The 23053-nt window shown below is 32.5% G+C and carries 17 protein-coding genes; 5 read left to right on the plus strand and 12 right to left on the minus strand.

The features are described from left to right. Positions 1–32: 32 nt before the first annotated feature. The 4 genes from PYW35_RS10655 to nrdI all read right to left on the minus strand — a co-directional run bounded on the left by PYW35_RS10655 (position 33) and on the right by nrdI (position 4136). Positions 33–449, minus strand: a complete 417-nt coding sequence (locus PYW35_RS10655; RefSeq protein WP_103323460.1) for a FixH family protein — start codon at positions 447–449, stop codon at positions 33–35. A 221-nt stretch (positions 450–670) separates the two neighbouring features. Further along, the gene (gene nrdF / locus PYW35_RS10660) at positions 671–1642 is read right to left on the minus strand and encodes a class 1b ribonucleoside-diphosphate reductase subunit beta (protein ID WP_016911807.1); all 972 of its coding nucleotides are present in this window, start codon (positions 1640–1642) and stop codon (positions 671–673) included. Positions 1643–1669: 27 nt separating this feature from the next. Next, entirely contained in the window at positions 1670–3775 is a 2106-nt protein-coding gene (gene nrdE / locus PYW35_RS10665; RefSeq protein WP_016911808.1) for a class 1b ribonucleoside-diphosphate reductase subunit alpha, read from the minus strand. Continuing rightward, positions 3738–4136, minus strand: coding sequence for a class Ib ribonucleoside-diphosphate reductase assembly flavoprotein NrdI (gene nrdI / locus PYW35_RS10670; protein ID WP_016911809.1), 399 nt, complete (start codon positions 4134–4136; stop codon positions 3738–3740). The genes nrdE and nrdI overlap by 38 nt, the downstream gene beginning before the upstream one ends. A gap of 377 nt (positions 4137–4513) precedes the next feature. Between nrdI and PYW35_RS10675 the strand changes: the two genes are divergently transcribed. From PYW35_RS10675 to PYW35_RS10690, 4 genes are all read left to right on the plus strand, one after another. Then, positions 4514–5398, plus strand: a complete 885-nt coding sequence (locus tag PYW35_RS10675; protein ID WP_016911810.1) for a DMT family transporter — start codon at positions 4514–4516, stop codon at positions 5396–5398. After that, complete coding sequence (gene queF, locus PYW35_RS10680) at positions 5398–5898, plus strand: preQ(1) synthase (RefSeq protein WP_016911811.1); 501 nt, start codon at positions 5398–5400, stop codon at positions 5896–5898. Before PYW35_RS10675 ends, queF begins: the two co-directional genes overlap by 1 nt. Positions 5899–6196: 298 nt before the next feature. Next, a complete protein-coding gene (locus PYW35_RS10685; RefSeq protein ID WP_103323512.1) occupies positions 6197–7711 on the plus strand; it encodes a peptide MFS transporter in 1515 nt (504 codons plus the stop codon). 848 nt (positions 7712–8559) lie between these two features. Further along, entirely contained in the window at positions 8560–10062 is a 1503-nt protein-coding gene (locus tag PYW35_RS10690; RefSeq protein WP_103323513.1) for a peptide MFS transporter, read from the plus strand. Positions 10063–10115: 53 nt separating this feature from the next. Here the strand turns inward: PYW35_RS10690 and PYW35_RS10695 are convergent, their stop codons facing one another. The 6 genes from PYW35_RS10695 to PYW35_RS10720 form a co-directional block, all read right to left on the minus strand. Continuing rightward, a complete protein-coding gene (locus tag PYW35_RS10695; protein WP_103323514.1) occupies positions 10116–10697 on the minus strand; it encodes a 5' nucleotidase, NT5C type in 582 nt (193 codons plus the stop codon). A 66-nt stretch (positions 10698–10763) separates the two neighbouring features. Beyond that, the gene (gene hisC, locus PYW35_RS10700) at positions 10764–11831 is read right to left on the minus strand and encodes a histidinol-phosphate transaminase (RefSeq protein ID WP_103323515.1); all 1068 of its coding nucleotides are present in this window, start codon (positions 11829–11831) and stop codon (positions 10764–10766) included. Between the two features lie 105 nt (positions 11832–11936). Next, positions 11937–13451, minus strand: a complete 1515-nt coding sequence (locus PYW35_RS10705) for an ABC transporter permease/substrate-binding protein (protein ID WP_103323516.1) — start codon at positions 13449–13451, stop codon at positions 11937–11939. Then, positions 13451–14410 (minus strand): ABC transporter ATP-binding protein, encoded by a 960-nt coding sequence (locus PYW35_RS10710; protein WP_103323517.1) that lies wholly within the window; start codon positions 14408–14410, stop codon positions 13451–13453. Before PYW35_RS10710 ends, PYW35_RS10705 begins: the two co-directional genes overlap by 1 nt. 90 nt (positions 14411–14500) lie before the next feature. Then, positions 14501–16279: a DNA helicase RecQ gene (gene recQ / locus PYW35_RS10715; protein ID WP_016911775.1), complete on the minus strand. Its 1779-nt coding sequence runs from the start codon at positions 16277–16279 to the stop codon at positions 14501–14503. Between the two features lie 22 nt (positions 16280–16301). Continuing rightward, positions 16302–18173 carry an ABC-F family ATP-binding cassette domain-containing protein gene (locus PYW35_RS10720; protein ID WP_103323518.1) on the minus strand — a complete coding sequence of 624 codons (1872 nt, stop codon included), beginning with the start codon at positions 18171–18173 and terminating at the stop codon, positions 16302–16304. Between the two features lie 85 nt (positions 18174–18258). Here PYW35_RS10720 and PYW35_RS10725 point away from each other — a divergent pair, with 85 nt between their 5' ends. After that, the gene (locus PYW35_RS10725) at positions 18259–19074 is read left to right on the plus strand and encodes a ZIP family metal transporter (RefSeq protein WP_103323519.1); all 816 of its coding nucleotides are present in this window, start codon (positions 18259–18261) and stop codon (positions 19072–19074) included. Here PYW35_RS10725 and PYW35_RS10730 read toward each other — a convergent pair whose 3' ends face one another. Together PYW35_RS10730 and ltaS are read right to left on the minus strand one after the other, a co-directional pair. Continuing rightward, positions 19075–20763 carry an IS1182 family transposase gene (locus PYW35_RS10730; RefSeq protein WP_204107850.1) on the minus strand — a complete coding sequence of 563 codons (1689 nt, stop codon included), beginning with the start codon at positions 20761–20763 and terminating at the stop codon, positions 19075–19077. A 285-nt stretch (positions 20764–21048) separates the two neighbouring features. Beyond that, the gene (gene ltaS / locus PYW35_RS10735; protein WP_103322609.1) at positions 21049–22989 is read right to left on the minus strand and encodes a polyglycerol-phosphate lipoteichoic acid synthase LtaS; all 1941 of its coding nucleotides are present in this window, start codon (positions 22987–22989) and stop codon (positions 21049–21051) included. Between the last annotated feature and the right edge of the window lie 64 nt (positions 22990–23053).

The following is a 23053-nucleotide window of genomic DNA, read 5'->3' on the forward strand; positions in this document are numbered from 1 at the left end:
CAATGGAATTATATTCCACTACTCTTTAATAATTATTTAATATTAATATTTTGATTAGGCATTGTATGTTGATCCCTAGCTGTAACATGGCTCGTTACATTGTATTTACCAGCTTCTTTAAACTTATATTTCAAAGTATATACGCCATCTTTATTTTCTTTAACTTTCTTCATTTCAGAAGAAGCCTTGTCCCCATCTTTAACAATTTCAAACATTACTTCATCTGCATCTTTAACCTTTTCATCCCCAAGTTTAACTTCCGCTGATAATTCAACTTCTTCCCCACTCTTAGCTTCTTTAGGTACATTTAAAGCTACTTCTAAAGCTTGAGGTTTATCAGAAGACTTATGTTCTGAATGATTATGCTCATCTTCCTTCTTATCATTTCCACATGCTGCAAGCATAGAAATCATTAATACCGTTAAAATACTTATCACAATTCTTTTCATGAGTAAAATCCACCTTTCATGCTATTACACTCATTATAAACAATAAATCCATTTTAAATTCAATAAATAATGAAAAATATGTTAACTTTTTAATGCCTATCAATTATAAAAGATCATTTAAGACGAAGTGTGCAAACAATATAGTAAAAAGAGCGTAAACTCTTATTTTCGAAGAATTTACGCTCTTTTATATTAATTTAGGATGTTAATGTCCTAAACTTTTATTTTTCATCAAAGACGAAGTCGTCATCTGTAAGTGATTCTACATTTAATGCTATTACGTAACCGTCACCTTTAACACTGAAGAAGTCATGGTTCTTAGTGCTTGTATTTAAAGCATTCTCTATAATCGGGTTGAATGCTTTTTCTTCATAGTAAGGTTCGAATCCTAAGTTTGCTAATGCTTTGTTAGCATTATATGTTACATAGTTCATTACGTCATTCGTTAATCCTATTTCATCGTACAACATTTTAGTATATTCGTATTCGTTTTTATATAGTAAATCAAGCATACGATACATTTCTCTATCAGCTTTAATTTGTTCGTCTTGTGAAAGTTCATTTTTCAGACTTTGTGCATCTAATCCTGTAAATACACCATGAATCGATTCATCTAATAATATTTTACGAATAATTTCACCTGAAGTTGTCATACGACCTTGTCCAGCTAAATATAAAGGATAATAGAAGCCTGAGTAGAATAAGAATGTTTCTAAGAACACACTTGATACTCTAGCCATATATTGATCATATACAGAAGCCTCTTTAGTCCACAGTTTATGGTAGTTTCCTACAATTATATCTGATTTGTATTTTAGATGTGGTTCTTCTACAACCCATGTATCTAATAGTTCGTTTGTTTCGCTAGATGGTAACAATGTTGTGAATATATGAGAATAACTTTTCGCATGTACTTGTTCCATCATACCCATAAATGAATACACAGCTTTTTTACGTAAATCGCTCGTGTGCATCATTATTAGTGGCATTCCATCATCTGCTTGATGTGTATCTAAACCTGTAAGTCCTGCCAATGCTTTTTTAAATGCATTTTTTTCAGGTTCTGTAAGTGTTTCCCAACTTGCTATATCTTTAGATACTTTAAATTCTGATTCAACCCACATTTGTGAGATGTTTTGACGCCAGAACATATTTGTCATATCTTCTTGTGTATTCCAATTTACTGCCTTCATGTTAGATCTCCTATCTTATTAAAATGATTAAATTGAGCAACTTGTACATTCTTCAACACTTAATAATTTATTACGTGTATAGTAAAGTGATTTCAAACCTTTATGGTGAGCATATACATATAATCTTGAAAGTTCACGTGTAGAAATTTCTGAATTAACATATAAGATTGTAGAAATACCTTGGTCTACGTGCTCTTGAATTGTTGCAATTAAATCAATTAATTTCATTTGATCTGTATTAAATGCTGATTTGTAATACCACATCGTTTCTGGTGATAAGAATGGCATTGGATAGAATGTTTCTGCATTACCATATGTTCTTCTTTCAATTTGGTCTACGATAGGCATTACTGAACTTGTAGCATTTTGCACATATGAAATACTTTGAGTTGGTGCAATAGCAAGTCTGTACGCGTGATATAATCCATTCTCTTTAACCGCTTCTGCTAATGCTTTCCAATCTTCAGCTGTTGGAACGTCAATGCCTTCAAATAATGCTGTAACATTATCAAATTGTGGTTTAATATCATTTTGAATATATTTTTCAAAATATTTACCTGAAGCATAATCAGATTTATCGAAATCAACATACGTTTCTTGTCTTTCTTTCGCAATTTCCATTGAACGTTGAATAGAATAGTAATTCATAGTCATAAAGAATACATTAGCAAAGTCTTTTGCTTGCTCAGACTCATAGCCAATTTTGTTTTTAGCTAAATAACCATGTAAATTCATAACGCCTAAGCCAACTGAATGTAATTCACTGTTCGCTTTTCTCACACCTGGAGCATTTTTAATTTCTGTATCATCAGAAACAACTGTTAATGCGTCCATTCCGATATGAACTGAATCTTTAAATTTCTTAGATTCCATTACATTCACGATATTTAATGACCCTAAGTTACATGAAATATCACGTTTAATTTCATCTTCTGTGCCGTAATCATTAATAATAGATGTCTCTTGTAATTGGAAAATTTCCGTACATAAGTTACTCATTTTAATTTGACCAATATTTGCGTTCGGATGTACTTTATTCGCATTGTCTTTGAACATCAAATAAGGATAACCTGATTGTAATTGTGTTTGCGCAATTGTATTGAGCATATCACGAGCGTCTTTAGCTTTTTTAATAACATTAGGATTTGCAACAAGCTCATCATAATATTCATCTAGGTTAATATCGTCTAGCGTTACACCGTATTCACGTTCAACAGTGTGAGGTGCAAACATATAGAAATCTTTACCTTCTTTAGCAAGATCAAAGAATTTTGAAGGAACGATTAAGCCTGTAGATATTGTTGAAAGTCTAATATCTTCATCAGCGTTAACTTTTTTAGTATCTAAAAATTCTAGTACGTCATAGTGGAAGATGTTTAAATAAACTGCACCTGCACCAGGTCTTTGACCAAGCTGATCAGCATAACTAAATCCACCTTCTAATGATTTCGCAACTGGAAGTACGCCTTTAGCTACCCCTTTAATGCCTTTGATTGCTTCACCACGAGCACGTAATTTAGATAAATTAATAGCTACACCGCCACCAATTTTACTCAATTGTTTAGCAGTTGAATCGATAAAGTTAATTGAATTTAAACTATCATCTGCTTCTAGTAAGAAACAACTGACTAACTCACCACGTCTTGCTCTACCAGCATTTAAGAATGTTGGTGTTGCAGGTTGAATACGTTGTTCAATCATACCTTCAACAAATTGCTTAGCTTGTTTAACATTACCTTTAGCTAAATATAGCGCCACAATAATAACGTGTTCTTTATATGTTTCTAGATATTCGGATTTATCATTAGTCTTTAATGCATAATCTTTGAAAAATTTACTTGCTGACATATAACTTGCAAATTGAAAAGGAATTGAATCTGCAAACTGGTTGATCTCTTTAAGTGATTCTTCACTGTATTCTTTAAATAAATCATAATAGAAGTCTTGATCAACTAAAAAGTGCAAGCGTTCCATTGGATCATTAAATTGGATTGTTTTTTCTGCTATTTCTTCTAAATATACTTCTAAAGCTTCTTGATCTTTTTCAATATCGAAAAAGCCGTCTTCTCTTCTTTTAGTTACTTTATTGTTTAATTCAATATGATTTTTCTGTTGTTTGTTGATCATTTTCATAGAGATTAACCACCTTTTCTTTAAATTCATCTGCTATTTCTTGGTTACCGTGTAATTCAAATTTCATCAATAAAGGGACATGATATTTATTCGCGATTTCTTCACTTGCTTTCGCGAAATTCTGTCCCCAATTTCTATTTCCACTACCTGCTACCGCTCTAAGATGTTGATGATTTACATTCAAGAAATCTTGCACAGTGTCAGGTACTTGGCCGAATCCAATTGTACCTGTAACCATTATAAATGGTTCGTTTATTACATTTGTTTTGTTAGCCTCAGTGAGAGCCATTGTATCAGACAATCCAGCCCTCTGAATGAACCGTCTTACATTACCTGTTAAAGAGTAATAAATTATCTTCATAAACTTTCACCTACCACATATATATACTTAACAAATTGTATTTATAAAATTAAAAATACAAAAATTTTAACACTTTATTCATTTTTGTACTAAATGTGCAAAACACAAGATATAGTGTTCAATTTCTTATGCACATACTATATTGTGTGTTTTATTATAACACTATAAATGATTCATAACACTTATAATACCTTAATTTTTATAAAAAAATAGGCTTGACTTTCCTACATCTTCTAATAAACATTGCTATATCAACATTTAAAAATATCTTTCATTTAAAATTTATATTTAGAATCCAAATGCGTTAACAAGACATATACTTTTTAAAGTGAATTATGATAATATATGTTCATTGATAAAAATTGGAAGGTGTATAAATGAACTCTACAGTTAAAGGTATAATAGCCATACTCATTTCATCAATAGGATTTAGTTTAATGGCTGTATTCTTCAGACTTTCTGGTGACTTACCGGTTTTTCAAAAATCACTCTTTAGAAACCTTATTGCGATGATTGTACCCATTTACTTCGTTATCAAATTTAAAGCACCCTTTTTCGGTAAATTAGAAAACCAACCATTGCTTATATTACGTTCCACACTTGGTTTAATTGGTGTGTTGCTCAATATTTATGCAATCGATCATATGGTTTTAAGTGATGCAGACATGTTAATGAAATTAAATCCATTCTGGACTATACTACTTTGTGCATTGTTTTTAAATGAAAAAGCCCGGAAATATCAAATTATTGCAATGGTTGTTGCAATTGCAGGTGCACTTTTCATCATTAAACCTACATTTGATTCAGATACAACCCCTGCAATTATCGGATTACTATCAGGTATTTTTGCTGCTGGCGCATACACAGCTTTAAGACCATTAGGACAACGCGAAAAATCTTATACAACAGTTTTTTATTTTTCATTCTTTTCAACAGTCGCATTAATCCCATTTGTCATATTTACATTTGAACCGATGACGACATCACAAGTTATCATATTGTTAATGTCGGGTGTGTTCGCAACAATTGGTCAGTTTGGCATAACAATCGCATATAGTTTTGCTGCTGCTAAAGATATTTCAATATTTGTATATGCTTCTGTAATATTTAGTGCTTTACTCGGTTTCATCATATTTAAAGAGGTACCCGATTTATTAAGCTATCTAGGATATATCATTATATTCCTTGCAGGATATTATATGTTCAGAAAAGCTCAAAGAAATCCAAAACCGAAACAATCCATTTCAAAAGGAGAATCATAATGTCAGAGGGAAGAAATAAAGAAGAATTAAAAGATATCACATTATTAGGGAATCAAAACAATCAATATCACGATCAATATACGCCAGAGGTATTAGAAGTGTTTGACAACAAACACCAAGGTAGAGATTACTTCGTTAAATTTAATTGTCCAGAATTCACATCATTATGCCCAATCACTGGACAACCGGATTTTGCTACTATTTATATTTCTTACATTCCAAATGTAAAAATGGTAGAATCTAAATCTTTAAAATTATATCTGTTTAGCTTTAGAAACCACGGAGATTTTCACGAAGATTGTATGAATGTCATTATGAATGACTTAATAGAATTAATGGACCCCCATTATATAGAAGTTTTAGGTAAATTTACGCCACGAGGTGGCATTTCAATTGATCCATATACGAACTACGGTAGACCAGATTCAAAGTATGAAAAAATGGCAGAATATCGCATGATGAATCACGACTTATATCCTGAAAATATAGATAACAGATAATTCATATACCACATCCCTTTATTGCGGATGTGGTTTTTTCACTATATAACATTTACATTTTTCACATATATAGACATATTAACCACCTATAAAAGAAAACGCTTACAAAATTAATTTTTTTTAAAATTACGTGTAACCCTTGACGCTACTGTATTTAATTATTTTAAATAATCACTATTGTATGAATATTGTTAATCTTTAACTTGTGTTTATTTTACGAAACGATTACAATTTAACATGTGCTAATTTTAAGTACATCTAAAAAATGAATACAGTTTATTATGAGGGGAAGTAAAAAATGGGTAACAAACATTATACTAAAGAGGAAATTATCCAGAGTACACCGCGTACTGGTTTCTTTGGCCATCCTAAAGGCTTATCAACATTGTTCCTAACTGAATTTTGGGAAAGATTTAGTTATTATGGGATGAAGGCTATTCTTGCCTACTACATTTACTATTCAGTAGCAAAAGGCGGATTTGGCATTGATCAAGGTTTAGCACTTCAAATTGTATCTATCTACGGTGCACTTGTTTATATGAGTGGTGTCATTGGTGGATGGATTGCTGATAGAATTACAGGTACACGACATGCATTATTCTATGGTGGAATACTCATCATGATCGGTCATGTTCTATTATCACTACCGAGCAATTTCACTTTATTATTAGTCGCACTTTTATTCTTAATCATTGGTACAGGACTATTGAAACCTAACATTTCATCAACTGTTGGTTTATTATATGAGAAAAATGATCCAAGATTGGACTCAGCATTTACAATTTTCTACATGTCAATCAACTTAGGTGCATTACTATCACCACTATTAATCGGTTGGTTACAAGTTAACGTTGGTTTCCATGCTGGTTTCGCAGTAGCGGCAGTAGGTATGTTTCTCGGTTTAATCATTTATTTCTTAACAAACAAGAAATATTTAGGTCTAGCTGGTATAGAAGTACCGGATCCGTTAAATTCAGAAGAAAAGAAAAAAATTACAAAAATCGTTGCAATTGTCGTTGCAGTCATCGCAATTGTCTGCGTTATTCTAAGTATATTTGGTCAATTAACATTACCGAACTTTGCGAACTTCATTTCAGTTCTAGGTGTTCTATTACCAATTTATTACTTTATAAAAATTACTGTAAGTAAAAAGACGGAAGATTACGAACGTACACGTGTGTATGCGTACATACCATTATTTATAGCTGCAGTAGCGTTTTGGATGATTCAAGAACAAGGTTCTACAGTATTAGCACAATTTGCAGATACTAAAACACAATTAAGTATGGCTAAACTAACTGGTGGTGCAATTGATTTCAACATACCAGCAGCTTGGTTCCAGTCACTTAACCCGTTCTTCATCATTCTATTCGCACCAATATTCTCAATCTTATGGGTTAAACTAGGTAAGTTCAATCCACCTACTGTTTATAAGTTCTCTATAGGTGTATTCTTAGCAGGTCTTTCATATATCATTATGGTTGTACCTTTATCAAGTGATTCATCATTAATCAACCCAGTATGGTTATTCGCAAGTTTCTTACTAGTAACACTTGGTGAACTTTGTATCTCACCAATCGCTTTATCAACAACAACAAAATTAGCACCAAAAGCATTTACAGCTCAAATGATGAGTGTTTGGTTCTTATCAAATGCTATGGCACAAGGGTTAAATGCTCAAATGGTTAAAGTTTACACGAGTATAAGTTCAAATGATTACTTCTTATACTCAGGTATTTTAGCAATTATTATAGCTATCTTACTTCTAGTAGCTAGTCCAAAAATCAAAACATTGATGGGCGGCATAAAATAGAATTTATCAAGAGACTGGGACATAAATATCCATTCTCAAAATAGAAAATCTCTTCATTAGGTAAGCCTAGTGAAGAGATTTTTTATATTTTAATATCTTACGATTTTGAAAGTGCATGCTGTATGTTGCAAGACTTACCAAACAAGCAACATAGAACGCCCGTATGTTTTAAAATCTTACGATTTTGAAAGTGCATGCTTGCCTGGGGGTATGGCTCGAGCCTGTAGTCTCTCACTCATACTATTCCCCCGGGCGTCAGCACTTTGCAAAATCGTGGAGAATATTATAGTGAAATTAGTTAAAATCTAAAGTACATAAATTGGTTTAGCTTTAATGGCTACCAATATAAGAAAAAGAGCGTAAATTCCTATTTATTCAAGAATTTACGCTCTTTCTTGTTAATCTAGGATGTTAATGTCCCAGTCATCTTTTTGCTATTTATCATGTGGATCCTGACTTGATAAATTCACGGATAAATCGCACCAAGACTCAAACAATATTGTGCGTTTTTGGTAAATTTTGGATAAAACGCACGAAGACTCAGAAGATATTGTGCGTTTCTGATAAATTCACGGGTAAAACGCACGAAGACTCAGAAGATATTGTGCGTTTCTGATAAATTCACGGGTAAAACGCACGAAGACTCAGAAGACTGAAAATGTTTCACAAGAAAACATACGCATTATAAAAAGTGATTCTGTATGTTACTTTCCTTTTTAATATAATTTTTTTTGATTATTCAAAATTTTAGAACTTATTAAAATTTTATTGAATTTTATAATTTATAGAGTTAAAATGTTCTTTAAACTTACCTAATTGGGTGGAGTTTAGAAAGGAAGCGATTTTTTATGAGCAAAATGACGCGAGAGGAAATGGTAGAAACTGTTCCTCAACATGGGTTTTTTGGTCATCCACGTGGATTAGGCATATTATTCTTTGTAGAATTCTGGGAACGTTTTAGTTATTACGGGATGCGTGCGATTTTACTGTATTATTTATACTTTTCTGTTAGTCAAGGTGGGCTTGGATTAGATAAAATCACAGCGCAACAAGTTATGTCAATGTATGGTTCACTCATATTTATGACTGGTATATTAGGTGGATGGGTTGCCGATAGATTACTTGGTTCACGTCGATCATTGATGTACGGAGCCGTACTTATTATGTTAGGCCACGTAGTATTATCTTTACCATTTGGTTTAGGTGCATTTTTAATATCTATGATTCTTATTATCGTAGGTTCAGGATTAATGAAACCGAATATTTCAAACGTTGTTGGAGGTTTGTACCACAAGAGCGATAATAGACTGGATGCAGGGTTCGTTATATTCTACATGTCAGTTAACATGGGTGCCTTAATATCACCACTTATTATTGACAAAGTGCGTGTTAGTATAGGATTTCATCAAGGTTTCTCTATCGCAGCATTTGGTATGTTATTAGCTTTAATAGCTTATGTACTATTCCAAAGAAAAAGTCTTGGAGAAGTTGAAAATCACCCTTCTAACCCTTTAAATCATAAAGAAAAGCTGAAATATTCTAAAATATTTACATATAGTGCGATAGGTATTGTTATCCTTTTAGGTATATTATATTCAATTGGACAACTTACATTTAATTCAATTAGTTTAATCGTATTAATAGTCGGTATCGTTGTACCCTTTATATATTGGGCAATTATGTATCGCAGTCCAGATATCGATGCCACTGAAAAATCAAGACTGATAGCATATATACCGCTTTTCTTAGCTTCAGTATTATTCTGGAGCATTCAAGAACAAGGTTCGAACGTACTTGGGGTATTTGCTCAAGAACACACTCAATTAGATTTAAATGCATATGGTATTAACTTTGTTATACCAGCAGGTTGGTTCCAATCTATAAATCCTTTCTTCATCGTTATATTTGCGCCAGTTATTTCATTCTTGTGGCAAAAGTTAGGAAAATACAATCCATCTACACCACTTAAATTTGTAATTGGTTTAACATTTGCAGGTATTTCATTTATTGCTATGATGATTGCAATGTCCATGCAACAAGCAGAACTGATGAATCCAATATGGTTAATATTTAGCTTCTTCTTATGTGTAATCGGAGAACTGTGTTTATCACCTACTGGATCAAGTGTGTCTGTTAAACTTGCACCAAAAGCATTTTCAGCACAAATGTTAAGTCTTTGGTTCTTAACAAACGCAACAGCACAAGGTATTAACGGTCAACTCGTTAAACTTATAGAACCATTAGGACAACAAAATTACTTCGGACTAATTGGTGCAATTGCAATTGTCGTGGCATTGATTGTATTAGCCATGACACCAAAGATCAAAAAACTTATGCAAGGTATACACTAGTACAACATAAAAATACGACATCAGCTCATTGAGCTTGATGTCGTATTTTTTATTTATTTTGATGATTCTGATACAGTTTCATGATGTTTAGCGTACTCGCCGTACTCACCTAAGAAATATTCTTCTACTTCTAGCCAGTTTTGAACTTTTGGCCATTTATCATACTCAGCATTGTGATCGGCAGCATACATAAGAGCGTGGTTATTAAAGCTTTCTAATTGTTTAGGGTTGTCATCAATTAGGTAGTCTGTATTGACGATGCCTTTATCACCGCAGAACACAAAATGTTGTGGTGATAAAAATGGCATATGTTCTCTTAGCCAATCATATTTGTCAGCAAATGAAGTTGGTACGTCCATTGCCGCAGTGACAATATATACGTCATAATATTCATTTAATTTTTGAACGACTTCAATCGCATTCGGAAATACTTCTAAATCTCTGAAGAAGCCATCCTCTCTTAAAATACTCGTAAGAACACCTTGGTGCTCTGGCATCATATTACGTATTTTTGTACCTTTAAGTTCTTCCATTGTTACATTTGAAGCAGTTTCTTCATTGTAACGTCTTAATAATTTTTTAATTGTGTCAGCTAGAACTTCATCCATATCAATACCGATTGTTTGCTTCGTCATTATACCTACTCCTTTATATCTATCAATGTCTACTAGTATATCAAAGAAATTAATGACTTTCCTTTTTTATGAATTATGCGTTTCAAAAAATGTTTCTAATACTTTTAACATTTTATCATTATGTTCACTGAAACCCATCGTAATTCGAACGCCATTTGGAAATGGTCGTGTAATAAATCCTTCTTTGATTAAATAATCATATAATACTTGAGGCTCTTCAGTATTTACATATATAAAATTCGTTTGGCTATCATAAATATGTTCTTTGAAAGAAGCATTTAAAAACTTCTCTATTTCTTGACGATTTTTTTGTGTCATTTCTTTTAAATAAGTTTGGTCTTTTATCGCTGCATCTGCTGCAACTGCAGATAAAGATGTTACGTTGAAAGGCAGTCTCACGATATCTAATTGATCTAATAAAGACTCATTCGCTATCGCATACCCTATACGCTGTGAAGCTAGTCCATACGCTTTAGATAACGTTCTTAACACAACTACTTGGTTATATTTTGATAACAGTTCTAAACTGTTTGGGATATCGTCAGCAACTGCAAACTCTATATACGCTTCATCAATTAACACAATAATGTCATCAGGCACTTTTTTAATAAAAGATTCGATGGCATCATGTGAAAGATATGTGCCAGTAGGATTATTAGGATTACATATCCATATTAATTTAGTTTTGTCTGTGATTTGTTCATACATAGCATCTAAATCAAAATAACCATCTTTAAGTGGTGTTGTTTTAACTTGTGCACTTTCAATAATGGCATGATGTTTGTACTGTCCAAACGTCATATCACTTGTTAATATTTCATCGCCAGGCTCTAAGACAGTTCTTGAAATAATCATAATAACTTCGTCTAAACCTGAACCAAAAAAGATTTGTTCTTTTTTTACATTAAGGAATGTGCTTAATGTTTCTTTCACTTCAAACTGTTTCACTTCTGGATAATAGAATAATTCGTCTAAATTATTTTTAATGGCTTCTTTTACTTTTGGTGAAGGACCATATAAATTTTCATTTGAAGCAAGCTTGACCATTTCTCCATCTATGCCATACTTTTCTTTTAATTGTCTCGGTGATAAACCCGGTTGATATGCCTGTAATTCACTTAACTGTTGCTTCATAATCTAAGACCTCCAAATTGAAATATAAAAAACGGTAAATCGAAATTTACCGTTTTGTAATTTATTAGTATTATAGACCTAATCATTTTCATAAATCAATGGTATTTAGCTAATCAAGTCATTCTTCTCTAAATATTCTTTTGCAACTTGATAAGCGACTTCATCTTTAATCGTTACTCTATAATTCATTTCTTGCATCTCTTCATCCGAAATTTTACCTTTTAGTTTATTCATAGCTTTAACGACATCTGGATGCTCTTTCACAGTTTCTTTCTTCATTAAAGGTGCACCTTGATATGGTGGGAATAGCTTTTTATCATCTTCTAAGACGACCATTCCATATTCTTTAAGTTCAGCATCTGTTGAATATGCATCAATTAAATCAATGTCGTTACTTTCAAGTGCTTGATATCTTAACTTAGGTTCCATTGTTTTGACATCTTTAAAGTTCAAGTCGTATTTTTTCTGAACACCTTTGTATCCATCTTCACGATCATTAAATTCTAATGTGAAACCAGGTCTAATATCATCTTTAACTTTATCCAAATCAGAAATCGTTTTAATATTATGCTTTTCTGCATACTCTTTTTTAACAGCTAAAGCATAAGTATTGTTATATTTCATCGGTTCAAGCAACTGCATATCGAATTTTTTGTCTAAACTATTGTTAGCTTGGTTATAGACATCTTCTTCAGTCGTTGATTTCGGCGTTTCTTTAGTCAATTCTCCTAAAACTGTTCCTGTGAATTCTAAATAACCGTCTATTTCATCAGACTTTAATGCATTAAACAAGAATGATGTTTTACCCATCCCTGCTTTTACTTCTACCGTATTATCAGTTTCTTCTTCTATTAATATTTTGTACATATTCGTAATCACTTCTGGTTCAGACCCTAGTTTGCCAGCTAAAGTAATTTTGTCACTTTTTTGGGCAAATAGAGGTATTGTAACAGACAGTAAGAAAATGATTAATATCGTCCCTAAAATAATTAACGATTTTTTGTATGAAATTTTCTCTAATATTCTTAAAAAGACATCAAAGAAAATTGCTAATATTGCAGCTGGAATCGCACCTAACAATATTAATGAGGTATTATTTCTATCAATACCTAAAAGAATTAAATCTCCGAGTCCACCAGCGCCAATTAACGCTGCTAAAGTCGCAGTACCAATGATGAGTACCATAGCAGTTCTAATACCAGCCATCATAACAGGCATAGCAAGCGGTAATTCAACTTTAGACAACCTTCGTCCTGTTTTCATACCAATGCCTCGTGCCGCTTCAATAAGTGATGGGTCGACTTCTTTAATACCGGTATATGTATTCCTTAAAATTGGCAATAATGCATATATAACAAGTGCAATAATTGCAGGAAGACGTCCGATTCCAAACAATGGAATCATTAAACCTAGCAATGCTAGTGATGGAATTGTTTGTAACACAGCGGCTATATTAATAATAACTTCTGCTAATTTTTTAGTTTTAGTAAGTAATATACCGAGTGGCACTGCGATCACAACAGCTATCAACAACGCAATAAATGACAGCTGTATATGTTCTAATAATGTCTCTAATAATTGACCTTTTCTGCTTGCAAGCGTTTCGAATAATGCATTCATTATGAAACACCTCTATTCTTTTCAGCCAAATAGCTAAATACATATTGTCTTGTCACAATATGGCTAGGAACATTGTCCCCTTTATCCATGATGATTGCTTCATGTTCAGCTAATAATCCATATACGTCATCAATCGTGTGAGATGGTTCTACTTTTGGATACTGTTCAATGGATTCTATATGTACTTCTGATATAGGTTGTGCAATATCACCGAGTTTAACTTGTTTCAATACATGTGTATCTACATTACCAATAAATGATTTTACGAAATCATTTTTAGGTCGGTGTATAAAGTCTTCTGTCGTTCCAATTTGTTCTATATGACCTTGATTTAACAAACAAATGCGGTCTCCCATTTTCATTGCTTCCTCAATATCATGCGTTACAAAGACGATTGTTTTTTTAATTTTTGATTGTAGCTTTAACAAATCATCTTGTAAATTCTTTCTGCTTAACGGATCCAATGCACTAAATGGTTCATCCATTAATATAACAGGCGGATCTGCAGCAAGCGCACGTATCACACCTATACGTTGCTGTTGTCCACCAGATAGTTCTCTAGGATATCGATCTCTAAATGTATCGGGTTCTAAACCTACCATGTTTAATAATTCATCTACTCGATTAGCGATATCTTTCTTTTTCCATTTTTTCATTTCTGGAACTTGCGCGATATTTTCTTTAATCGTCATGTGCGGAAACAGCGCGATTTGCTGAAGTACATAGCCTATATCCCATCTCATTTCTGAAACGTCATAATCGCTAATTTGTTTATCGTTAAAATATATATACCCTTCCGATAATGGTATAAGTCTGTTAATCATTTTAAGTGTAGTCGTTTTCCCGCAACCTGAAGGTCCAATTAGAACAAAAAATTCACCTTCGTTAATGTTGAAACTCACATTATCTACTGCTTTTTTATCCCCGTATATCTTTGAAACAGCTTCAAATTTGATCATTCATAGACACCACATTTCTATTTATTGTCTGTAACGCATTTTACTCTTTCATTATTTACCCTAATTTCACAATAAAATACCTATCATCATTTAAATTGGTTGCTTGTAACTTTTGATTGTGTCGATAAATATCGGACAATAATGTTTCAACTTATAGCTACCTATTCCATCTATTAAAATCATTTCTTTTTTAGATTCTGGTAACCTTTTCGCAAACTGTTCTAGAATTTGATCTGAGAAGATAGACAAAGGTGATACTTCTAATTCTTTACTTAAATCTTTCCTTACTTCAATTAATCGTTCAAATAAAGCACGATCGACATCTGCAATTGTTTGAATATCAACTATTTCTTTCGGCTTAGATTTGAATGGCGTTGTCATAATTTCAACATTCCCTCTAAGTACTTCCATAGCGTCTTGGTCTACACTTAATATCTCTTTATGCTCATTTAAATAACCTTTGTAACGTAACTCATCTAATAAATGGTGACATTCATTGGTTGTATAGTCTTTTAAGATACCGTACGTACTTAGTTCATTGTATCCTAATGAGGAAATTTGAGGTGTTTGTTCTCCCCTCAATACTTGTATGATCATATTTCGTTTTTCTTTTTGTTTTAACCTTGCGACACAACTTAATATTTTTTGTGCTTCCGTTGTCATATTATATGACTTTTCAGATTGAATACAGCTTGAACATCTGCCACATTCTTCTAATTTTTCATCTGGATTGAAGTAATGAATCATCATAGCTTCTAAACATTTAGTTGTCTTCGTATATTGAATCATTTGTCTAAGTTTTTCGCCTTGTTTTTCTTTATATTCATCATCAGCTGGGCTTGATGATATAAAGAATTTTTGAAGATCAATATCTCTGTCTGAAAACAGTAAAATACATTCACTCTCTAATTGATCTCGGCCTGCTCTACCCGCTTCTTGATAATAAGATTCAATATCTTGTGGCATATTATAGTGAATGACAAACCTGACGTTAGATTTATCAATACCCATACCAAACGCATTCGTAGCGATAGCTAGTTTGATATCATCTTCAATAAATTTACGTTGTGCACGCTCTCTTTCGTCTTTAGGCAAGCCTGCATGGTACATAACATTCTGTATATCCAAATCATCTAATGTTTCACTCAACTGCTCTACTTGTTTTCTAGTAGAACAATAAATAATACCTGAATGTTTAATATTACTTTTCACATAATCTTTAACAAAATTGAGTCTTTGATACGTATTATTCACTTTAAATGTTAAGTTTTCACGTTTAATAGATGTTTCAACAACATCATTTTCAGCTATGCCCAACTTTTGAGAGATATCTGCTTGTACTTCTTTAGTCGCTGTTGCAGTTAAAGCCACGAGCCTAAAGTGATGAGGTAAACTCATAACATGTTTTATGACCTCTTGGTAACTCGGTCTAAAATCATGTCCCCATTTAGAAATACAATGTGCCTCATCAAACGCTATAAGTTGAACATTACACTTGTTAATCATTTGAATAAACTGCGGTTGGTTAAATCGTTCTGGTGCAATATATAGAAAATCTAACTGCCCTGAAACGAGTTCATGCTCTACTCTCTTCTTTTCCTTACTCGTTAAAGTACTATTTAAAAATTCAGCTTTAATCCCCATTGATTTTAAGCTATCAACTTGGTCTTTCATTAAAGAAATCAGTGGACTAATGACAATTGTGAGTCCATCTAAATATAGACCTGGCACTTGATAACAAATTGATTTACCGCCACCAGTAGGCATAACGCCTAAAGTAGGACGATGATTAATGACTTTATCTATAATTTCTTTCTGTCCATCTCTAAATTGCTGATATCCGAAATACTCTTTTAAAATATTTTGCATCTATATTTACACCTCTATACGCTTATAATCTGTCTGATAAGGATGACCAACGCTTATAATCTTCTTCGTATTGCGCTTCAATTGATGTTTTTTCATTTGTCAGTTCGTTTAACTTTTCATAATTTGTCGCATGTTCAACCATTTCTTGTTCAATCTTTTCTAATCTTGTTTCAATATATTCAATATTCTCTTCTAGTTGTTCAAGTTCTCGTTTTTCTTTAAATGATAATCTACCAGTTGGTTTAGATTTCGATTCAGCTTTTTGTGCTTCTTTATGTTGTTGTGAAGATTTTTTATCAACCGTTCTTTTGTACGCTAAATAATCTTCAAAAGTACCTAACATTGGTTCGATTTGTTTGTCATGAATATACCAATATTTATTAGCCACTTTATTTAAAAAGTATCTATCATGGCTTACAGTTATAACTGTTCCACCAAATTCATTAATATAAGCTTCAAGTATCGTTAATGTTTCAGTGTCTAGATCATTTGTTGGTTCATCTAAAATTAATACATTAGGCTCATGTACTAACAATTTAAGTAGATATAGTCTCTTCTGTTCGCCACCTGACAGCTTATTAATTCGAGTGCCATGCGTTTGACTAGGAAATAGAAATCTTTCAAGCAACTGGGTAACTGATACAACTGTCCCATCTTTCTCTTTCGCTACTTCACTTTCTTCTCTCAAGTAATCAATCATTCTTTCGTCAGAAGTTAAACTTTCGTCTTGCTGTTTAAAGTATGCTATTTTAACCGTTTGACCTGTAATCAAGTTACCGTCAAATGTTTGATCTAAGCCACTTATAATGTTAAGCAATGTTGTTTTACCTGCTCCATTTCCCCCAACAATTCCAATTCTATCGCCCTTTTGTATAATTGTTGTAAATGGATCAAATAAAGTTCTGTCACCTATTGATTTAGAGACATCCTCTAATTCAAAGACTTGTTTACCTAAACGTGAGTGCGCTAAATTTAAACTTGCCTCTCCTTGTGTCTTTTTATTAGACAAATCATCTTCTAAATCATTAAATCTGTTGATTCTTGCTTGTTGTTTAGTTGAACGAGCTTTAGCGCCTTGTCTCATCCAGTGTAATTCTTGTTTATAAAGTGCTTTTTTCTTAACATTTTGTTGAGCTTCTATCTCTTCTTTCTCAGCTCTTGCTTCAATATAAGACTCATAGTTACCTGGATAGCTTGTCAATTTACCATTTGAAAGTTCTACAATTCTAGTAGAAACTTGATTTAAAAAGTGACGATCATGTGTAACAAACATGATTGTATGAGGATATTGTTTTACATAATTAACGAGCCATTCAATTCCTTCAATATCTAAATGGTTTGTTGGTTCATCTAATAATAATAAATCTGGTTTACGTATCAATTCTTTTGCTAGTGCAACTCTTTTTTGTTGACCACCGCTTAATGTCGATATTTTTTTAAGATAGTCATTTATGCCTAGTTTTGATAGAATAGTTTTAACGTCTGCACTGTAATCCCATGCATTTAATCGATCCATATCCGATTGGTATTTCATCATAAGATCTAAATCTTTAGGATCGGCAGTCTGTTGATATTGATTTAAAGCGTTTTCGTATTGGGCAATGACTTTTGTCATTTCAGTTTCATTATTCAACACTTCATCTATTACAGTTAAAGTCGCATCGAGTTCGGGTTTCTGGCTCGCATATGCTATTTCATATTGATTAGGATAAGATATTTTCGCATCATAATCGTCATCAATATTTGCTATCACTTTAAGCAAAGTACTCTTACCTGTTCCATTTATACCAACGAGTCCAATGCGCTCTTTGTATGAAACGGATAAATCTAAATCATCAAAAATAACCTTGTCACCGTATTGCTTATTAAGTTTTTCAATTTTATATGCTTCCATGAATTAACACCCTTTAATTTTCTCAGTTTTCAATTAATATATTATACACTTTTTTTCACACAAAAGATATGAAGGAGCAAAAACTATGCAAGACTTTTTTATAGAACTACCACCATATTTACATGCATTATTTGCAGGTATCATCACATGGCTGTTAACTGCATTCGGTGCATCGTTCGTTTATTTGTTTAAAGATATAGATACAAAAGTAATCAATACTATGCAAGGATTTGCAGCAGGTGTCATGATTGCAGCTAGTTTTTGGTCATTATTACAACCTTCGATAGAGCAAAGTTCTAACTCCGCCATGCCATGGTTGCCAGCAGCAATCGGCTTTTTATTAGGTGGATTGTTCATTAGACTATTAGACTTCGTCATACCGCATGCACATCAAAACGCAGTCGATAAAAGTCAAAAAGTAGAAGGTCCTGATACTCAATTAGGAAAGAACACATTACTATTTTTAGCCATTACACTACATAATATTCCAGAAGGTATGGCAATAGGTGTAGCTTTTGGTGGGGTCGCAACTGGTAATAATGGTGCCACATTATTAGGTGCGCTCGGCTTAGCAATAGGTATTGGTATTCAAAACATTCCAGAAGGTGCAGCACTTTCAATGCCAATACGCGCTTCAGGATTAACAAGATGGAAGTCATTCAACTATGGTCAAGCTTCAGCATTAGTTGAGCCAGTATTCGCGATGTTAGGCGCATTACTTGTCGTCATCGCTGCACCTGTATTACCATATGCACTCGCATTTGCAGCCGGCGCAATGATATTCGTAGTTGTAGAAGAATTAATACCTGAATCACAATCTGGCAATAATACAGACTTAGCAACGTTAGGACTCATGGGCGGTTTTACGATCATGATGATACTAGACGTTGCATTAGGTTAATCAAGTCTCTATACAAAAACAAGAGTCTGGGACATTAACATCCCAGATTAACTTAAAAGAGCGTAAATTCTTTAAAAAATAAGAATTTACGCTCTTTTTACTATAATTTTTAATTTTGGTAGCTCTTAGAGCTACCATTTTTCTTATGTTTGTTGCCATTAAGGCAATCCCTAATTCACGTTTCACTTTTGTTTTCCCTCTAAGAGAAACTCGAGTGAAACCCAAAATAGCCTTCAAATATCCAAAAACTGGCTCTACATCAATCTTTCTTTGTTTGTAGATTTTTTCAGTTTCAGGTTTTGAAAGCAACTTTTGTGTCATATGTTTAAAGTATTCCCACACATTGTTTTTCATTATTTTTTTATTTGTACTCTGGTATGCATTTTTTCTACATAAATCAAATAGTTCGCAGTTATTACAATTATCACTTTCATATAACTTGAAATCTCGTTTATATTTATACTTATCGATTCGATAAGTGTATCGTTTGAATGGCAATCTGCGATTGCTTGGACATATGATTTCATCTCTAAGTTCATCATACTTCCAATTTTGTGTGTTATATATGTTTTCTTTATATTTCTTGGTTTGTTCTTTTAAGTACATACTATAAGTTATCAATGGTGTTCTGTTAAATTCATCTAGAATCGTTTTATAATTTTCCTCACTGCCGTAGCCAGCATCTGCGACAATATAGTTTGGTAGATTAAAATAGTTATTTCTAATATTATTTAAAAATGGTGTAAGTGTTCTAGTATCAGTTGGATTAGGAAATAGGTCATAAGATAAAACAAATTGTGAATTTGTTGCGATTTGTAAATTGTATCCTGGTTTTAATTGTCCGTTCATCATGTGGTCATCTTTCATTCTCATAAAAGTTGCATCATGATCTGTTTTAGAATAGCTATTTCTTTCACCTAATATATCCAATTGTTTTTTATACTTTATTTGTCTATCGATATTTTCACTTAACAATTTTTTAGTCTTTTTTATTTCCGTTCTTTCTGAACGCATCGTTTTTCGTTCTGCTACATCTTTAGAGTTGCTAATATCATTGTTTAAATCTTCGATTTTTTCTTCTAATCTGTTTTTGAATTCATAAAGTGTTTCAAGTGTAATATCTTGGGTCTCACCTTTTAACTCAGGTATTACTTCATTTACAATGGCTTCACGATAGATTTCTTTCGATTGTTCAACCACTTTTTTATTAAATCTTTCTGTGTTTTTTCTCCAAACAAAAGTGTATTTATTGGCATTTGCTTCAATCTTAGTACCGTCTATATAAATACTTTCCTCATCAATAAGGTTTTGTTCTATGAGTTGTGTTCTAAAATTTATAAATAGTGATTGTAATAATCGATCAATTATAGGATTAACTCTGAAACGATTTATCGTTCGATAAGAAGGTGTTTGATTCTGTGACAACCACATCATACGAACACTGTCTTTAAGAAGACTTTCAATTCTTCTTCCAGAAAAAACAGATTGTGTATATGAATAAAGTATAATCTTTAACATTAATTTAGGGTGATATGAGGATGCACCACGAACGTGAGTAAATTCGTAGAATTCTTCATTAGGTATGGTTTCTACGATTTGATTTACAAAATGAGCAATATCATTTTCTGGAATTAAAACTTCAATATCTAGTGGTAGAGTTAATTGAGACATGTTATAATTTTTATACATAGAGCACCTCGTTAATTTAGTTTTTGTTGTGATTAATTAAATTATACGAAAGTGCTTTATTTTTTTGTATAAGAATGGATATTTTGTCACGATTTTGTAAAGTGCTGACGCCCGGGGGAATAGTATGCGTGAGAGACTACAGGCTCGAGCCATACCCCCAGGCAAGCATGCACGCACAAAATCGTAGATTTTATAAATAAAGGAAAGAGAGCTAATCCGAAAATTATGGATTAGCTCTCTTTATTTGAGAATAGGTATTTATGTCCCACGCTCTTGTTTCTTTTTTTATTCTTCTTGATAGCCATTACCTGGTTTATACTCATAGTCTGATGGCTTAATTTTCTTGAAGTCTGGATTGTCGTAGAATCGGAATAAGTCTCCGTGTAATAACTGATCGGATAATTCCAGTTCTTTTTCTACATTATTTTTATTTTTCTCTAAATCTTTAGGTTTCGTCTTCATAGGTTGGTTCGTCTTGTTGTCATAAACTGCACTACCTATCGATTTATATTTCGGCGTGATAAAGTCACCATTTCTAAATGCGACTGTTTCATCATGTCCTTTAGATAATAAATCTGTTCCGAACATCAGATAGTTATTTGATTTTATACCTAATACATCTAATAAAGTAGGCATAACGTCAACTTGACCACCATATCTTTCATCAACGCCACCTTCTAAACCTGGAACTTTCATGAAGAATGGTGTTCTGTTTAAGTCCATAAATTTAGCTGGTGTGATTTCATCTTCACCTAATAAGTTAGCCATCGCTTTATTATGGTTCTCTGAAATACCATAATGGTCACCATATATGATGATAACTGAATCATCGTATAAGCCTTCTTTTTTAAGTTGTGTCATAAATTTCTCTAGTGACTCATCTAAATAACGTGCAGTTTGGATATAACCATCTAATGTTGCACTACCCGTATCTGGTTTCTCGATTGTTGCGTCTTCCGGACTCACCGTAAATGGGTAATGATTCGTTAACGTAATTAAATGAGAATAGAAAGGTTGTTTTTGTTCTTTTAAGTGCGCAATAGATTCATCAAAGAATACTTCATCTTTTAAACCTAAGTTTTCAAGATTTTTTTGTTGCATATCATAATAAGTTGCATCGTAGAACTTATCTACACCAAAATGTTTGTACACTTGATCTCTATTCCAGAATGTTTTGTAATCCCCATGCATGACAGAAGTTTCATAACCACCTCGCTGGTTTAATATAGCTGGTAATGATTGATAAGTGTTGTCACCTTTCAGTGAGAACGCCGAACCTTGTGGCAGACCATAAATACTATTATCCATCGTTAATTCGGAATCGGCTGTTTTACCTTGACCAGTTTGATGGAAGAAGTTTGGATAATATTTATAATCTTTATTACCTTTAGCTAACGAGTTTAAATAAGGTGTTACTTCTTCACCGTTCACTTTGAAATCGATTAAGAAGGATTGGAAACTTTCTAAATGAATCTTAATGACATTCTTATCTTTAGCAATACCAAATGTTTCTTTGTTAGGTTCTTGATATTTTTGTTTCGTATAGTTTTTAACTTCAGTTAAATCATCTTCACTTGCTAAAGCTTTTTGTGAATTATTTTGAATCGTTTTGACACCATCATATACAGTGAAGTTATATGGTCCTAAATATTTAACTAAATATTTATGGTCAAATGTTCTTGTTAATAATTCTGGTCTATCTGACTCTGCAAAAGCTAAGTTTAAGAAAAATAATGCAACTGCTACACCCATAACAACGGGCACAAATTTTTTCGGAAATGCTTTTGTCGTAAACCATTTACTTTTAAAAATAAGGACAAATAAGAATACAATAGTATCTATGAAATATATAAAATCGTACCAAGAGAACGAACTATATACAGCACCAGACATCGATTCAACATTACTTACTTGATTCAAAGTACTGAATGTTAAGAAATCTGAAAAGAATCTGAAGTATACAACGTTCGCATAAAGTAAGAACGTTAATACAAATCCCATGATAAAAATAAACCAAAATGACTTTTTCCCTTTAAAGAATAAGAACACACTTAAAATTAAAGCGATTAAGCTATATGGGTTCATTAATAAAATCAAATTTTGTACGAGACCCTTTACCCCGAGTGACAAATCTACATAATAGGCAAAATATGTCTTTAAAGCGATTGCTAAAATAGTAAGCAAGAAGAATGTAAAGACGCCTATCTTCCTATTTTTCGTTTTCATACCTTTCCTCCGTATCTCAACTCAAATCAATTTTCATTATTATATCGTTACATATTATTGAAGG

It is taken from the genome of Mammaliicoccus vitulinus (genome assembly GCF_029024305.1).
GTDB lineage: Bacteria > Bacillota > Bacilli > Staphylococcales > Staphylococcaceae > Mammaliicoccus > Mammaliicoccus vitulinus.

What these genes read in the sequence shown, in the direction of transcription:
- PYW35_RS10655 (WP_103323460.1), bottom strand. Translation starts at nt 449, where the DNA reads ATGAAAAGAATTGTGATAAGTATTTTAACGGTATTAATGATTTCTATG.
- PYW35_RS10685 (WP_103323512.1), top strand. Translation starts at nt 6,197, where the DNA reads ATGGGTAACAAACATTATACTAAAGAGGAAATTATCCAGAGTACACCG.
- PYW35_RS10690 (WP_103323513.1), top strand. Translation starts at nt 8,560, where the DNA reads ATGAGCAAAATGACGCGAGAGGAAATGGTAGAAACTGTTCCTCAACAT.
- PYW35_RS10675 (WP_016911810.1), top strand. Translation starts at nt 4,514, where the DNA reads ATGAACTCTACAGTTAAAGGTATAATAGCCATACTCATTTCATCAATA.
- hisC (WP_103323515.1), bottom strand. Translation starts at nt 11,831, where the DNA reads ATGAAGCAACAGTTAAGTGAATTACAGGCATATCAACCGGGTTTATCA.
- ltaS (WP_103322609.1), bottom strand. Translation starts at nt 22,989, where the DNA reads ATGAAAACGAAAAATAGGAAGATAGGCGTCTTTACATTCTTCTTGCTT.
- PYW35_RS10695 (WP_103323514.1), bottom strand. Translation starts at nt 10,697, where the DNA reads ATGACGAAGCAAACAATCGGTATTGATATGGATGAAGTTCTAGCTGAC.
- nrdE (WP_016911808.1), bottom strand. Translation starts at nt 3,775, where the DNA reads ATGAAAATGATCAACAAACAACAGAAAAATCATATTGAATTAAACAAT.
- PYW35_RS10710 (WP_103323517.1), bottom strand. Translation starts at nt 14,410, where the DNA reads ATGATCAAATTTGAAGCTGTTTCAAAGATATACGGGGATAAAAAAGCA.
- nrdI (WP_016911809.1), bottom strand. Translation starts at nt 4,136, where the DNA reads ATGAAGATAATTTATTACTCTTTAACAGGTAATGTAAGACGGTTCATT.
- recQ (WP_016911775.1), bottom strand. Translation starts at nt 16,279, where the DNA reads ATGCAAAATATTTTAAAAGAGTATTTCGGATATCAGCAATTTAGAGAT.
- nrdF (WP_016911807.1), bottom strand. Translation starts at nt 1,642, where the DNA reads ATGAAGGCAGTAAATTGGAATACACAAGAAGATATGACAAATATGTTC.
- queF (WP_016911811.1), top strand. Translation starts at nt 5,398, where the DNA reads ATGTCAGAGGGAAGAAATAAAGAAGAATTAAAAGATATCACATTATTA.
- PYW35_RS10720 (WP_103323518.1), bottom strand. Translation starts at nt 18,173, where the DNA reads ATGGAAGCATATAAAATTGAAAAACTTAATAAGCAATACGGTGACAAG.
- PYW35_RS10725 (WP_103323519.1), top strand. Translation starts at nt 18,259, where the DNA reads ATGCAAGACTTTTTTATAGAACTACCACCATATTTACATGCATTATTT.
- PYW35_RS10730 (WP_204107850.1), bottom strand. Translation starts at nt 20,763, where the DNA reads ATGTATAAAAATTATAACATGTCTCAATTAACTCTACCACTAGATATT.
- PYW35_RS10705 (WP_103323516.1), bottom strand. Translation starts at nt 13,451, where the DNA reads ATGAATGCATTATTCGAAACGCTTGCAAGCAGAAAAGGTCAATTATTA.